Source organism: Nitrospira tepida, from assembly GCF_947241125.1.
Taxonomy (GTDB): Bacteria; Nitrospirota; Nitrospiria; order Nitrospirales; family Nitrospiraceae; genus Nitrospira_G; species Nitrospira_G tepida.
On sequence record NZ_OX365700.1, the window covers coordinates 4,234,757 to 4,248,238 of the forward strand.

At 62.9% G+C, this 13,482-nt stretch carries 14 protein-coding genes; 4 read left to right on the plus strand and 10 right to left on the minus strand.

The window, feature by feature from the left end:
• Positions 1 to 15: 15 nt before the first annotated feature.
• The 5 genes from rpsU to QWI75_RS20115 form a co-directional block, all read right to left on the minus strand.
• Positions 16 to 210 (minus strand): 30S ribosomal protein S21, encoded by a 195-nt coding sequence (gene rpsU / locus QWI75_RS20095; protein WP_289271148.1) that lies wholly within the window; start codon positions 208 to 210, stop codon positions 16 to 18.
• A gap of 45 nt (positions 211 to 255) precedes the next feature.
• Positions 256 to 1,782 carry a glutamate formimidoyltransferase gene (gene ftcD / locus QWI75_RS20100; protein ID WP_289271149.1) on the minus strand — a complete coding sequence of 509 codons (1,527 nt, stop codon included), beginning with the start codon at positions 1,780 to 1,782 and terminating at the stop codon, positions 256 to 258.
• Between the two features lie 98 nt (positions 1,783 to 1,880).
• Positions 1,881 to 2,126 carry a sulfurtransferase TusA family protein gene (locus QWI75_RS20105; RefSeq protein WP_289271150.1) on the minus strand — a complete coding sequence of 82 codons (246 nt, stop codon included), beginning with the start codon at positions 2,124 to 2,126 and terminating at the stop codon, positions 1,881 to 1,883.
• Between the two features lie 87 nt (positions 2,127 to 2,213).
• The gene (locus tag QWI75_RS20110) at positions 2,214 to 2,744 is read right to left on the minus strand and encodes a DsrE/DsrF/DrsH-like family protein (protein WP_289271151.1); all 531 of its coding nucleotides are present in this window, start codon (positions 2,742 to 2,744) and stop codon (positions 2,214 to 2,216) included.
• A 200-nt stretch (positions 2,745 to 2,944) separates the two neighbouring features.
• Positions 2,945 to 4,966 (minus strand): monovalent cation:proton antiporter family protein, encoded by a 2,022-nt coding sequence (locus tag QWI75_RS20115; protein ID WP_289271152.1) that lies wholly within the window; start codon positions 4,964 to 4,966, stop codon positions 2,945 to 2,947.
• 168 nt (positions 4,967 to 5,134) lie between these two features.
• Between QWI75_RS20115 and QWI75_RS20120 the strand changes: the two genes are divergently transcribed.
• Positions 5,135 to 5,863 (plus strand): HAD family hydrolase, encoded by a 729-nt coding sequence (locus tag QWI75_RS20120; protein WP_289271153.1) that lies wholly within the window; start codon positions 5,135 to 5,137, stop codon positions 5,861 to 5,863.
• Positions 5,864 to 5,914: 51 nt separating this feature from the next.
• Here the strand turns inward: QWI75_RS20120 and QWI75_RS20125 are convergent, their stop codons facing one another.
• Positions 5,915 to 6,343: a hypothetical protein gene (locus QWI75_RS20125; protein WP_289271154.1), complete on the minus strand. Its 429-nt coding sequence runs from the start codon at positions 6,341 to 6,343 to the stop codon at positions 5,915 to 5,917.
• Positions 6,344 to 6,556: 213 nt separating this feature from the next.
• Between QWI75_RS20125 and QWI75_RS20130 the strand changes: the two genes are divergently transcribed.
• Positions 6,557 to 8,308: a GspE/PulE family protein gene (locus QWI75_RS20130; protein ID WP_289271155.1), complete on the plus strand. Its 1,752-nt coding sequence runs from the start codon at positions 6,557 to 6,559 to the stop codon at positions 8,306 to 8,308.
• A 38-nt stretch (positions 8,309 to 8,346) separates the two neighbouring features.
• Here the strand turns inward: QWI75_RS20130 and QWI75_RS20135 are convergent, their stop codons facing one another.
• The 4 genes from QWI75_RS20135 to QWI75_RS20150 all read right to left on the minus strand — a co-directional run bounded on the left by QWI75_RS20135 (position 8,347) and on the right by QWI75_RS20150 (position 11,995).
• Positions 8,347 to 8,667 carry a PilZ domain-containing protein gene (locus QWI75_RS20135; protein WP_289271156.1) on the minus strand — a complete coding sequence of 107 codons (321 nt, stop codon included), beginning with the start codon at positions 8,665 to 8,667 and terminating at the stop codon, positions 8,347 to 8,349.
• 69 nt (positions 8,668 to 8,736) lie between these two features.
• Positions 8,737 to 9,753, minus strand: a complete 1,017-nt coding sequence (locus QWI75_RS20140) for an NAD-dependent epimerase (RefSeq protein WP_289271157.1) — start codon at positions 9,751 to 9,753, stop codon at positions 8,737 to 8,739.
• Between the two features lie 87 nt (positions 9,754 to 9,840).
• Positions 9,841 to 11,466: an MBL fold metallo-hydrolase gene (locus tag QWI75_RS20145; protein ID WP_289271158.1), complete on the minus strand. Its 1,626-nt coding sequence runs from the start codon at positions 11,464 to 11,466 to the stop codon at positions 9,841 to 9,843.
• Positions 11,467 to 11,554: 88 nt separating this feature from the next.
• A complete protein-coding gene (locus QWI75_RS20150; protein WP_289271159.1) occupies positions 11,555 to 11,995 on the minus strand; it encodes a VOC family protein in 441 nt (146 codons plus the stop codon).
• Positions 11,996 to 12,186: 191 nt separating this feature from the next.
• On the opposite strand from QWI75_RS20150, the gene QWI75_RS20155 reads away from it, so the two are divergent.
• On the plus strand, positions 12,187 to 13,056 hold the full coding sequence (locus QWI75_RS20155; protein WP_289271160.1) for a formylglycine-generating enzyme family protein: 870 nt from the start codon (positions 12,187 to 12,189) through the stop codon (positions 13,054 to 13,056).
• Positions 13,053 to 13,481: a hypothetical protein gene (locus QWI75_RS20160; protein ID WP_289271161.1), complete on the plus strand. Its 429-nt coding sequence runs from the start codon at positions 13,053 to 13,055 to the stop codon at positions 13,479 to 13,481. The genes QWI75_RS20155 and QWI75_RS20160 overlap by 4 nt, the downstream gene beginning before the upstream one ends.
• The last annotated feature ends 1 nt before the right edge of the window (position 13,482 follow it).

Sequence of the window (13,482 nt, forward strand, 5' to 3'; positions counted from 1 at the left end):
GCAGGGACCGAAGGGTTAGTCGGCTCGATGCTTCGACAGCCACTTTTGGCGTCGCCGCTGAGCTTCCCGCTGCTTGGCCTTCTTGCGGACGCTGGGCTTCTCGTAGAAGCGCCGCCGCTTCAGTTCGCGGAACAACCCTTCGCCGGCGAGTTTCTTCTTCGCAACCTTGAGAGCTTTCTCGACGTTGTTGTTGAAGACTTTGATTTCCATGATTCCTATATGTCTTGGGGTGATGGACGAAAACGAGGCGGTAGTCTACCACAGCCCCCCAGGCCCCTCAAGGCACCTTTCCATTTGTTTCAGCTCATGCAGCATTTTGTCTTTAACTCTATGATTTGATTGACGTTTACAGTTCTCGAGCACGACCGATCGAAGGCCCAGGAAGGCAGCACGGGCCAGCTCGCGAGCGACGAAAACGTCGGGGCTCAGCGCGGTATCCCGGCTCGACTCCACTTCGGGCAGGAGACGCCGGACCTCGGCAACCAAACCGGCCATGGCTAAGGGAATCTCGGTCGCCTGTTCAAGGGCCTCCGAGAAGACGGGCGCTTCCTCTGGATCCTGCTTCAACCGGCGAGCCGATTCCAACACCTTGGCGTAGGCCGGAGCGTCGCGTTGCGCAACGTCCCATAATCTCGTCCCGAGATCCGCCAGGCGGGACGCCGAGCCGGATGGAGTCGACTTTCGTTTTTCCTGGATGGCCAACACCTTCGCGCCGAGCTGGGCCGAAAGCGCGCCCGCCAGGCCGGCGGCCAGCGCGCCGGCCGTCAGGTTGCCGGCCTCGCCAAGGGTATGCAACAAGTCGGCGACGTTGCCGAATGCAGCCTCCGGCCGCTCGTCGCGTTTCGAGGTGTCCGCCGGCTGCGTCTGGCCGCGCCGGAGCGCCTGCTCCAGTTCGATCTCCAGGATGTGGCGCTCCGAAAGCACCTCCAATCCAAGCGCCTGCTGCGCCGTTGCCAGTATTCCCTGGAGCGGGACCAGTCCGATCAGTTCCGATCCCGCCAGACGAACGCCGGCATGTGCCGCTTCCCGGACAACGGCCGCGTAGGCGTGATGAATCGGTGTGCGACCGAGATCCGTCAGATTCATCGACACCTGGACGAGCCGGCGGCTGGGCAGCGGCACACCGATCGCTTTCACGCCGGGCAGCCCCCCGCTGGATTCCCTGACCCGCCGTGCAATGGCCTTGGCCACCGCCAGATCCTCGCTCGCCACGTTCACGTTGAAGGCCACAAGAAACGGTCTGGCCCCGACCACCGTAGCCCCGGCCGTCGGATGGAGCCTCGCAGGTCCATAGTCGGGATGCCAGGCTGGGTCCTCCGCCATCCGCTTCGCCAAAGCCTCCACCCCACCCCGCCTGATCGCTTCGAGCCGGCGCCGGACCGGCTGCCTTGCCGATTGCTCATACAGAAACACGGGGATTCCAAGTTCCTCTCCGATGCGACACGCCACCCGGCTCGCAAGGTCCATACAATCGGCCATGGTCATCCCTCGCACCGGCACGAAGGGCATTACATCGGTTGCTCCGACTCTGGGATGCACGCCCTGATGCCGCCGCAGATCGATTCGCTCGGTTGCGATTCGGCAGGCCTGAAAGGCCGCTTCTGCGACGGCCTCAGGAGGCCCGGCCAAGGTCAGGACGGACCGGTGATGGTCCGGATCGCTCGTGCGGTCGAGCAGGACCACCTGCGGAACCGCCTGCACCGCCTCCGACAGCGCCTGGATCACCGAGGAATCTCGCCCCTCGCTGAAGTTCGGCACACATTCAACAATCGGATCAGTCATAGGCCCTTCTGGCCGAGGCTCATTCTGCCTCATTGAGGTGGGACGGAACATGGAGCGCGGGCGGAAGGAACACAGGCGGGAGAAAGGAGAGAACGGACTTACTTCGTTTTCTTCACGTAGGCCTTGTAGACGCGCTTGGCCTGCTGCTCTTCTTCCTCCAGCCCCACCATCTGGTGGCCGGTCGTCTGGCACCAGGCCGGCATATCCTTCTTGATGCCCTCATCATCGGATAGCACCTCCAAGACCTGCCCCATAGACAGTTCCTTGATCTTCTTCGAGGTCATGATGATCGGCATCGGGCAGAAGTACCCGAGGGTATCCAGTTTCACATCGGCTTGCATCATAAGACTCCATGAGGCTGAGGTTCAGGTTGAGACTAAAGGTCTTGCGCCTCCGGCCTCAGCTTCACCTTGGCCTTCACCTCGCACTCCTCAGATAAAGAGATTCACGGCGCCTTGCCGCGCCTCGTTCAAGTACGTGCTCACGCCGGCCAACTGATCGACCCCGTCGATGAGCGTGTCTTTCGAGATACCCATCAACCCCATCGTCGTCGTGCAGGCGATAAACCGCACGTCAAGGTCCTTGGCGGTTTGCATCAGCTCCGGAATGCCGGGCATCCGGTTGTCTCGCATGACCTTCTGCATCATGCGCGCCCCCATCCCTCCGAAATTGAAACGCGACAGCGGCAACTGATGGGCGCCGCCCTTGTTCAACCAGCCGAACATCCGGCGAAGCCAATTCTTGGCGGTCGTCGAGGCGCCTGGCTTGCGGATCGCGTTGAGCCCCCAAAAGGTGAAAAACATCGTCACCGGCATCCCCATGGCCGCCGCGCCCGTGGCGATGATAAACGCCGCCATGACACGGTCCATGTCTCCGCTCAACACCACGATGGTGACGCGCTCCGGCTTCGTTTCCTGTAAATCGGCCAATGCCGCCGACGGTTCAACCTGTGTGAGATTCATCTGGCGACCTCCCGCGCCCTTCCCTCGACCGGCAGATGGCCGACCGAAGCGGCGCTGTGACGGAACAGCAATGACAGATTTTCACTATAGTCCCTGATTTTTTTCACTGTCAAGCAAGCTTCAGACGGCCCTGTCCACGGTCCAGCCTCTGGAAGACCAGGATCACGGCCGGATCACCGCCGGGACTCGGAACGACCGGCTCACGGGGGCGGTTCGTCATGAACCTTTGTCTCGGTCACCAGGCTGATGGCCCGCCTGATCTGGGGTCGCGTGCCCAAGAGCGTGAGCACATCCCCGGCTTGCAGCGCCGTCCGCCCGGACGGGTTCGATTCGGTCATGCCGCCCCTGGTCAACGCAATCACCGACGCGCCGGTTCTGGGCCGTATGGCCAGTTCACCCAGAGGCTTCCCCAAGACCGGGGAATCCTCGTCAATGCGGCAGGTCTCCACTTCCACATCGGTCAAGGTGCCGGCGCGGAGATGGTGCGCCATTTCCGGCATCTCGCTGCGGCGCAACAGCGAATAGCCTTCCCGCCGGATCTGCTCCGCCTTCTTCATGACATACTCCTGCGGCAGTTTGAACGTCCGCAGCACCAGCGCAAAAATCTCGATCGACGTTTCGAATTCTTCCGGCACGACGTCGTCCGCCCCCACCTCGTGCAGTTCCTGCAATTCGCGCAGATAGCGGGTGCGCACGATGATGTAGAGCTTGGGATTCAAGCTGCGCGCCACCTGCACGGCCCGGCGCGCCGCGAATGGGTCCGAATTCGCCACGACGAACACGCGGGCGTCGTGAATCCGGACATGGCGCAGCACGTTGGGATTGGTGCCGTCGCCGTAGTAAATCGGGACCCCGGCCCGCGACTCCCGACGCACGATGTCTCCGTCGAGGTCCAACGCCACGAAGGGAATCTCCGTCTCGCTCAGCACGCGGGCCAGATTTCGTCCGTTGAGGCCGTAGCCCAGGATGATCACATGGTCCCGCACCTTGATCTGTTCCCCGGTTTCCTGTTGCACGTGGCTGATCGTCCGCCCGGGCAGCAGGTGACGGAGCCGCTGCCAGGCTTCGAACCGCCGGGCGAGGTGCGGCGCCCACTGCATCAAGAAGGGCGTCAACACCATCGTGATCACCGAGGTGGCCAGAAACACCTGATAGGCGGTGCCGGACAGCAACCCGACGGTCTGGCCCTGCCCGGCCAGGATGAAGCTGAATTCCCCGACCTGGGCCAGCGCGACTCCGCTGAGGATCGCCGCGCGCGGCGGCTGCTTGGCCCCGATGACCGCTCCCATGCCGGCGAGAAATTTCACCAGAACGACCGCGAGCACGAGCCCCAAGACCAGGGCCGGGCTTGAGAGCAGCGACCGGACATCCATCAACATGCCGATCGAGACGAAAAACAGGCTGTTGAAACTGTCCCGGAACGGCAGCACCTCGGCCATCGCCTGATGGCTGTATTCGGACTCGGAGATCACCAGCCCGGCGATGAAGGCGCCCAGCGCCAACGACAGGCCCCCCAACGAGGTGAGCCAGGCGATCCCCAGGCAGAGGACGATCACGGTCAGCAGGAACAATTCCCGGCTGCGGCTCCGCACGATCCGTTCGAGGAATGTCGGCACGAGATACCGGGCCGCGACCAGAATCAGGCCGACCGCGAGCAGCGCCTTCCCCATTGTGAGGGCCACCTGCTTGGCCGCATCCTCCATCGGGGTGGCCAGGAGCGGCACGATCAACATCATCGGCACGACCGCCAGATCCTGAAAGACGAGGATGCTGGTGGTGGCCCGGCCGTGGATCGAGTCCATGTCGCCGCGGTCGGTCAGCAGTTTCAGCACGATTGCCGTGCTGCTCAGGGACAGGACGCAGCCCCAGAAAACCGATTCGGCCAACGAGAGGCCCAAGAGATAGCCGACCACCGTCGCGAACAGCAGCACGCCGCCGACCTGGAATGTTCCGCCGACCAACATGAGGCGGCGGACCGAGGTCAGATGGGCCAGCGAGAATTCGATGCCGATCGTGAACAGGAGCAGGACGACCCCGATTTCCGCCAGCACCTTGACCTGTTCCTGATCGGACACGAGGTTGAGTCCGTACGGCCCGATCATGGCTCCCGCGCAGAGAAACCCGGCGATCGAGGGGAGTCGAAACTGGTGGAAGAGAAACACCACCGTGATCGACACGACGAAAATCGTCAGCAGGTCTGGCAGCAGCGTGTGATTGCTCATGCGGGCGCGCGGTCCGGTCGGAAAGAATTCAACCGTGGATCAGCAGGTTTCACGTCGGAGGAGAATACCGGAGGAGCACAACGGGAACAAGGGAAGGCCGCGAACCGCACGTCCTCTGTTTGCCGGGCTTGCCGCCTGCCCTGGCTTCGCGTATCGTGGCCTTCTCCCATGCCCATGCCTCTGACGAGCCCCACCGGCTGGTGCCGAGCCCTCATCTTCGATTTCAACGGGGTCCTCGCCGACGACGAGACGCCCCACTTCCGGTGCTTTCAACAGGCGTTGGCAGAACAGGGGTTCAGGCTCACCGCCGAAGAGTACTATGGCACCTATCTCGGCATGGATGAACGGACCTGTACGGCGGCGTTGATTCGAGAGAGGGAGGGCCGGGACGATCCCCTGCTGCTCGCCCGGATCACGCAACGCAAAGCGGAACTGTTTCACGCCTCTAGTCAAGCGCACAGACCGGCGCTGTTTCCCGGCGTCATCGACCTTGTCAAAGCCGCGAAGGCCACCTGCCGACTGGCCATTGCCTCGGGCGGGCGGCGCGAGCAGATTGCCTATGCCTTGAGCGGCACACCGATCGAGCAGGACTTCGCCGTGATCGTATCGGCCGACGAGTGCGCCGTCGGAAAGCCGGACCCTGCCATCTATGCCTTGACGCTCAAGCTGCTGAACGGCCGGGAGCCGCGGCCGCCGCTGATCCGGGCTGAAGAGTGCCTGGTGCTGGAAGACTCGCAGGCCGGAATCCTGTCGGCCAAACAGGCCGGGATGCACGTCATCGCCCTCGCGACGACCTACCCGGCGCCCTTGCTGTCGGAAGCCCATGCGGTCCTGCCAGGGCTCGAAGGCGTGACTCTCCAACAGTTGATGTCCATGACGGTTCGCAGCAGCCGATAAGCAGGGAGGCGATCGGAACGGAGAAGAGGGCCGGCGCTCGTCGAGGATAGCTCAAAACGGAATGCGGATGCCCATCTGAAACTCGTTCGGCACATAGCCCTTGCCGGTGCCGTCGCCCAGGATATTCTTGTTCTGGAGGGAAGGGTCCGGCCCGAGCATCCGATCTCGTTCGGTCACATACCCGCCTCCAAAACCGGCTCCGACATAGGGAATCAGCGTCTGCTCTCCGAAATGGAGTTCTCCATGGATGGTGGGCGGCTCGCGCAGAAGCGTCTCGGACCGATCCGGAACAGGAATGGATCGAGGATCGACCAGTGTTGTCTCCGACACCTCGCCCGTGCGCAAATGGAAGGAGGGTTGGGTCTCCTGAAGAGGAAGGTTCGATTCTCCCCCCTGACCGGCCCAGGCAACGGCGCTGAACCAGAGCACCCCCGCTGCCAACGGGAAGCTACCGACGATTCTCTTGCTGCCAGGAAGCATCCTCGATGCCTCTTATCCGATCATCAATCCTCTTGCGTCTACCCATTCCATGCCAGCGCCCCAGGCCGTGCACATCCACGATACAACGTCGGAGCAAAGCCGTTCAAGATCACGTCGGCGGGCGGCGGACCAGAGCCGTCATGTAGCGCGATTCTCGTGGCGCAAACAACAGGTCTGAGCGACAATCTCCGAGTACCGGCCGCAGAACGCACCATGCTCCCTCCCGCACACAAGGCGATCGAAGCCGCGGCGTTTGATCGCCTCGTCTCCAGGGGACTCCTCGCCCGCGAGGACTTCGACGCGGCCCTCAAGGAGTCGTTCAGCGGCAAAAAAGAGCTTGAATCGATCCTCCTCACCACGTATCGCCTCTCGAAGGCGCAACTGGGGCAGGCGCTCAGCGAGTTTTTTGACTGTCCCTATGTGCCCTATGACGACCGGACCGTCGTCGACGTGGAGTTGGTGAAGAATCTCAGCTTCGATTATCTCCGCCGGAACTTCTGGATTCCGCTCCGCCGGCAGGGCCCCCTGCTCGATATCCTGATCGACGATCCGCACAACCTCGACAAGGGGCTCGACATCCGCCGCGCGTTCCCCGGCCTGACCGTCCGCTACTCGGTCAGCCTCCGGCAGGAGATCGAACAGTTCATCCTGGCCGCGATGGGGCAAACGGAATCCGGCTCGATCACCGACATTCTCGGCGAACTCGTCAACGAAGCCTCTGAGGCCGGATCGGACGAATCGGGAGCCGACGCCATCGACGAGCACGACTCGGCCATCGTCCGGCTGACCAATCAGATCATCGCGGAAGCCTACCGCCTGGGGGCCTCCGACATCCACATCGAACCGTATTCTGATCGCAAGGAGACGGCCGTCCGGTACCGGGTGGATGGGTCCTGCTTCTCCTATATGAAAATCCCGCCCGCCTACCGGCGCGCGATCGTGTCCCGCATCAAGATCATGGCGAATCTCGATATTGCCGAACGGCGGCGGCCGCAAGACGGCAAGATCCGATACAAGCTGGCGAAGGACAAGGAGATCGAACTGCGGGTCGCCACGATTCCCACGGCCGGCCACAACGAGGACGTGGCGATGCGGATGCTGACGGCCAAAGAACCGATGCCGCTGTCAGCGATGGAATTCTCCCCAGAGGCGCTGGCCGCCATCAAGGACCTCGCCGACCGTCCGCACGGACTGATCCTCTGCGTGGGCCCCACCGGCTCCGGCAAGACCACGACGCTCCACGCGATCCTGGGCGCCATCAATACCGACGAGCGGAAGATCTGGACCGCGGAAGATCCGATCGAGATCACGCAGGACGGATTGCGGCAGGTTCAAGTCAATCCAAAAATCGGCTTCACCTTCGCCGCCGCCATGCGGTCGTTCCTGCGCGCCGACCCGGACGTGATCATGATCGGTGAGATGCGGGACAAAGAAACCGCCGACGTGGCCATCGAAGCGTCCCTGACCGGCCATCTCGTCCTGAGCACCCTTCACACCAACAGCGCCATGGAAACAGTCACCCGCCTCCTCGACATGGGCTGCGACGCCTTCAACTTCGCCGACGCCATGCTCGGCGTCATCGCCAAGCGGCTCTGCAAACGGATCTGCCCGGCGTGCAAAGAAACCTACCATCCGTCCCGCGAGGAGTACGACGAACTCGTGCGCGGATACGGAACGGCAGCCTGGCACTCGCTCGGGGTTGAGTATAGGGACGAGTTCCGGCTCTCCCGCGGCAGTGGCTGCGACGCCTGCAACCGCAGCGGCTTTCGCGGGCGGGTGCCGCTGCACGAGCTGCTCGTGGCCTGTGACGAACTCCGCAACCTGATCCAGTCTCACGCCCGGACCTCGGAGCTGACCAGCCTGGCGATGAAGAACGGCATGGTCACGCTCATGCAGGACGGCATTCAGAAGGTCTTGCGTGGCCTGACGACCTTCAAGCAGGTTCGGACCGTCGCCATGAAGTGACCGGCCCCGGCCGGGGCACAATCGGGTTTCCCCTCCAGTCACCCGGCTGGCGGCGATTCGAGCAGCCGCACGAACTCCGCCAATCGGGCCTTCATCGACGGCTGCACCTTGATGAACTCACAGCCGAACCGCGAGCCGGCCCGCCAGCGCACGGCCGCCAATTCGATCTCCAGCACTGGCTCCTGCGGGGTGAGTTCCATGCCGATCCTCACGTAGCTCCCCACCGGGACCGGCCGTTCGGCGATCACCGCGCAGCCATCGATCGAGAGGTTCACGATCGTGCCCTTCCGATCCGGGCCGTCCCCCTGCAACCCGGCGGGCAACTGGACCGAGTATCGTAGGACTCGCCGGGGTTTCATGGGGTCACGCCGCGATGAACAGGCAGGAGGGCTGCATGACTCTCTTTCGCGCAGACCACGCGCGGCCGATTACACTGCATAGTATTCCCTGTACCATTGGACGAAGCGGGCAATGCCGGTTTCGATGGACGTCGAGGGCTTGAAGCCGACATCGCGGGTGAGATCCTCCACGTCGGCATAGGTCGCAGGCACATCTCCTGGCTGTAACGGCAAGAGGCGTTTCTCGGCCTTGAGGCCGAGCGTCTGTTCCAGCACCTCGATAAAGCGCAGCAGCGGCACCGGTTGATGGTTGCCGATGTTGTAGAGTCGATAGGGGGCATTGCTGAGGCTCGGGTCCGGTTGGTCGCCTGACCACCGGGGGTCCGGCTGCGCCGGGCGATCAAGCGCGCGCACCACCCCCTCCACGATATCGTCGATATACGTGAAGTCCCGCTGCATCTGCCCATGGTTGAAGACCTCGATCGGTTTGCCCTCCAGCATCGCCTTGGTGAACAGGAACAGCGCCATGTCCGGCCGCCCCCATGGTCCATAGACCGTGAAGAACCTGAGCCCGGTGCAGGGAATCCGATAGAGGTGCGCATAGCAATGGGCCATCAGCTCATTCGCCTTTTTGGTGGCCGCGTAGAGCGACACCGGATGGTCGACGTTGTCGTGCACCGAGAAGGGCATGCGGGTGTTGCCGCCGTAGACCGAGCTGGTGGAAGCGAAGACGAGGTGCTCGATGCCATTGTGGCGGCACCCTTCCAGGATGCTCAAAAAGCCCTCGATGTTGCTGTCCGTGTAAGCATGAGGATTGACCAGGGAATACCGCACCCCGGCCTGGGCGGCCAAATGCACGACTTTCCGAAACTGCGATTCGGCGAACACTTGTTTGATTCCCGCACGATCCGCCAGGTCCATCCTGACGAAACGGAACCGGTCGAACGTGGTCAAGCGGGTCAGGCGCGCCTCTTTGAGACGGACATCGTAATAGTCGTTCAGGTTGTCGAGGCCGATGACCCGATCGCCCCGCTCCAACAACCGGGCGGCCGTGTGAAACCCGATAAACCCCGCCGCGCCCGTGACCAGAACCGTTTGCGGCTCCATCTCTTATTCTCCCCCCCCCCGACTCACACAAGGCCGCTCAGGCACCCCGCCTCAGCGCCGTTCCATGTTCTGCGGACGATCGATCGCTTATCTCTTCTGCCCGGAAGATCGCATGAACGGCGGATCGCCATGGTCAAGCCGATAGAGTTCCAGCGGCGCCAAGGTCTGCGTCAATGACAGAGCTTCCATCGCCCCGTCCGGTTTGAGCCGAAAGGCATCCAACGCCTGGGCATAGTGATATCGGCACCCGAAGGACGCGAGCGCCTGGGCCAACTCGGACGGCGGCTCCCAATGCGCCGTTAACAGTTTCGTTCGGGCGGGATTCCGCCGGCTGAACGTGAAGGACAGATGGTCGGGATACCAATCGGCTCCGCCGGTCGCGTAGGATACGAACAATTTGGCTTGCGCGGTCTGCGCCAGCTCGGCCAGATAGGCATTGGTCAAGAACCCGTTTTCTCCGACTTCCAACCAGGTCCCCGGCGGCGCCAGCGCGGCATGGGCCGCATAGGTGCGCAGCTCCTTCAACTGTTGCTGCGAGGCACAGACGACCGCAATCGGGCCGTGCTGTCGTACGAGCGCCTGAATCACGCCTTCTTTTAGCGCGGAGCGCCCGTCATTGGTCGGGCCGCTGTCGGCGTGGACCAGGACGGTATGGCCGCGGTCCGCGATCAGGTAGCAATTCCGCGGCATCTCGAGATCGCAGGGATCTTCGCCATAGAACGGCACCGACCACACGGCCCCGCCGTCAAAGGCCCAGGACTCGCCATGCGCCAACTCGATAACCTGTGTGAAGCCCATGTCCCGCAGCAACGCCTGGTAGTCGTAGTAGCAGGTCTTCCGATTGCGCCGGCTGGGCACGACGACCGGAATATCCTTGGGCAGGCTCAGGAGCGAGCGCGGCTCCACATGGTCGTCATGGTCATGCGTGAGAAAGACCGCCGAAGGTCGCGGCAGCAGTTGGCCCCAGAGCGAAGGGATCGGCATCTCGGCGAACCAGGGCAAGAGCCAGGGATCGAACAGAAAAAACTGTTCGCGCTGGCGATACATCAGCGCCGCATGGCCGAGATGGATCAGGTCGCGATCGGCTGTCGCCTCCAGCCATCTGCTCCGCACGCGATGCTCGGGCGTGGCGGACAGGCACTCGTGCTGATGCAGGAGTTCCATGAAGCGGGTGAGCGTCCGCTCCTGCTCACGGGAGGCAGTCACAATCGTGCGGATCGCGCCGGCCGGTTGGCTGCCGTCCAAGAACCCGATGAGCTTGGCCACCGCGGGGCCGCTCATTCGGTCGAGTGGCATCGGAATCGCCTGGCGCTTGACCGCATGGAAGACCCGCAATCCGGCGCTGGTCACCGTCGAGGACTTACTGGGATCGCGTGGAAACTCCCACTGGAAGGTCCCGTCCGGACGCCGCCCGCAACGGATGTGCTGGCTAAGCTGCGGGCGCGAATTCACCAGCTCGGCATAGGCATCCTCCAGCCTCGTGCGAAGATCGGGATCGTCGAGCGGCGCCCGCTTCGCAAACACGTCGCTGATCGCCGTCTCCACGCTACTGAGGAGGTGTTGGTGCGCCTCGTGGAGGGCGACGGTCACTTCGGGGGCAATCCCGCCCAGAAAGGGGAACGGGCCCGGCGCCTCGGCGCTCTCGAACTGCACCCAGACCCAGGGCAACAGGGCAAGGTAATCGGTCGGGCGATAGTGGTCCCAGAGTTTCATGAGGGATGCTCGGCAGGGTTGACGGTAGACGAAGACGGGTCCCCGGCTCTCAGTCGATTCATTGCGAGCTTCGCCGACGGCTCATGCCTCATGTTTTGCGGGTAAACTCCAACGGGCTGATCGTGGGTTCGTACAACACCTGCACCACGTTGCCGTCCGGATCGGCCACGTAAAACGAATAGCTCCCGTCACGGTGTTGTTTCGGAGGCTTCACGATGGTGGCTTCCAACTCAGCGGCTTCGCCAACAACCAGGGCATACAACTCATCGACCGCGGCAGGGTTCTCCATGATCACCCCCACATGGTCGAGGAATTGGCTGCGCCTTTGATGATAGTCGGCCAACTCAGCCTGTGAAATCTGATGCAGGGCCAGGTTGTCGCACCCCGAGCTGAAATAGACATTGTCCGGGTCCGGCTCCCAGACGACCTTCATCCCGAACAGCCGCTCGTAGAAGGCTCGCGATTTCTTGAGATCGGTCACGCGGAGCGCCAGATGGCGCAACCCGCGATGAGGAGGAGGCGTCGCCATGGCTCCAGATCGAGGTCGCAGGGGCTTTTCTGCCTGCACGAATGCTGTGTATAGTAGGGAGCCGTCGAGAAGGCGTCAATCGCTTTTCTCGCGGGCACGTGCTTTTCTGTCTTTCAAGGTTGCGGGGCCCCGCACGGAGAGGGTGCCGATCTCGCAGCTCAGTTGACCTTCACCGTGTCGGAGGAATGACCATGTGGACCAGGTTCTCGGTGCTGACTCTTTGTGCCTGCTCGATGCTCTGGAATATCGGCTTGAGTGGGGCCGCCGGTGGGACATCATCAGGGCAATCCGGTGGATCGCAGACCGGCGAGATCACCGGTAAGGACGGAGCCCCGATGGTGCTGATTCCGGCCGGGCCGTTTCCGATGGGGGTCCCTCCCGGTGACCGGGACGGAGGCCGCGACGAGTATCCCCGCCACGAAGTCACGCTGGATGCGTTTTACATCGACAAATTTGAGGTCACCAACGGCCGCTACATCGAGTTCGTGCGTGCCACCAACCATCGCATTCCCCAGCACCCCAAAGACCCGAGCCGGAACCTGTGGCAGAAGAACATGATGCCGGAATCGGCCGCAGACCGGCCTGTCATCAACGTGGATTGGTACGACGCGGAGGCCTATTGCAAGTGGGCCGGCAAACGGCTCCCCACCGAAGCCGAATGGGAAAAGGCGGGGCGCGGAGTGGACGACCGGCGGTTTCCCTGGGGCAATGTGGAGCCGACGGCCAAGCATCTGAACTATAACCAACGGTGGATCGGGGAGAAAACCTTGATGCCGGTCGGCAGCTACGAGCTGGGCAAGAGCCCCTACGGCGTCTACGACATGGCGGGTAATGTCTGGGAATGGGTCAATGATTGGTACGACGACCGCTACTACGAAAAGAGCCCGGCCAAGAACCCATCAGGCCCGGAGACCGGCTCCCATAAAGTCCTGCGCAGCTCCGGCTGGCAGGTCGAAACGCCGTTGGTCCGGATCTTCACGCGCGTCAAGAGCGACCCCCTGATCCGCAACGAATCGACGGGGTTCCGGTGTGCCATGGACGCCAAGGACGCAGCGCGGTGACCTGGGCGGCCGGTCTGCTGTGCGCCGCGATGGTCGCCTCCTTCCAAACCGGCGTACTCGCCGCCGACCGCACCGAGGGCGACCCGCCGGTGGCCATCGCGCGCATCCTCTCCAGCCCCTCCCTCTACAACCTGGATGTGGTGACATTGGCCGGCACGATCCGGGATATCCGGCTCATTCACGTCGAAGGGAGTTGCGGCGGGGACGGCGGATTCATCCTGTATCTCCGGGACGATACCGGCGAGCTTCCCATCCGCAATGTCGGGGCTTGCGTCGAAGGGGAATCAGTGCCGGCCCTGCCGGGCGACTACCGGCGAGGCGAACAGGTTCGCGTGAGGGCCGCCATCATCGAACATCCGTCCGTCGATCCAGACCGGCGCGAGATCGAGGCCACGCTGCTGCGCGTGGATCACCTCACAGAATAGT

Bases quoted from the DNA above. Each gene is read 5' to 3' on its own strand.
- QWI75_RS20105 (WP_289271150.1), bottom strand. From the start codon at position 2,126: ATGATGCAAGCCGATGTGAAACTGGATACCCTCGGGTACTTCTGCCCG.
- QWI75_RS20125 (WP_289271154.1), bottom strand. From the start codon at position 6,343: ATGCTTCCTGGCAGCAAGAGAATCGTCGGTAGCTTCCCGTTGGCAGCG.
- QWI75_RS20135 (WP_289271156.1), bottom strand. From the start codon at position 8,667: ATGAAACCCCGGCGAGTCCTACGATACTCGGTCCAGTTGCCCGCCGGG.
- QWI75_RS20150 (WP_289271159.1), bottom strand. From the start codon at position 11,995: ATGGCGACGCCTCCTCCTCATCGCGGGTTGCGCCATCTGGCGCTCCGC.
- QWI75_RS20155 (WP_289271160.1), top strand. From the start codon at position 12,187: ATGTGGACCAGGTTCTCGGTGCTGACTCTTTGTGCCTGCTCGATGCTC.
- rpsU (WP_289271148.1), bottom strand. From the start codon at position 210: ATGGAAATCAAAGTCTTCAACAACAACGTCGAGAAAGCTCTCAAGGTT.
- QWI75_RS20110 (WP_289271151.1), bottom strand. From the start codon at position 2,744: ATGAATCTCACACAGGTTGAACCGTCGGCGGCATTGGCCGATTTACAG.
- QWI75_RS20145 (WP_289271158.1), bottom strand. From the start codon at position 11,466: ATGAAACTCTGGGACCACTATCGCCCGACCGATTACCTTGCCCTGTTG.
- QWI75_RS20120 (WP_289271153.1), top strand. From the start codon at position 5,135: ATGCCCATGCCTCTGACGAGCCCCACCGGCTGGTGCCGAGCCCTCATC.
- QWI75_RS20130 (WP_289271155.1), top strand. From the start codon at position 6,557: ATGCTCCCTCCCGCACACAAGGCGATCGAAGCCGCGGCGTTTGATCGC.
- QWI75_RS20115 (WP_289271152.1), bottom strand. From the start codon at position 4,966: ATGAGCAATCACACGCTGCTGCCAGACCTGCTGACGATTTTCGTCGTG.
- ftcD (WP_289271149.1), bottom strand. From the start codon at position 1,782: ATGACTGATCCGATTGTTGAATGTGTGCCGAACTTCAGCGAGGGGCGA.
- QWI75_RS20140 (WP_289271157.1), bottom strand. From the start codon at position 9,753: ATGGAGCCGCAAACGGTTCTGGTCACGGGCGCGGCGGGGTTTATCGGG.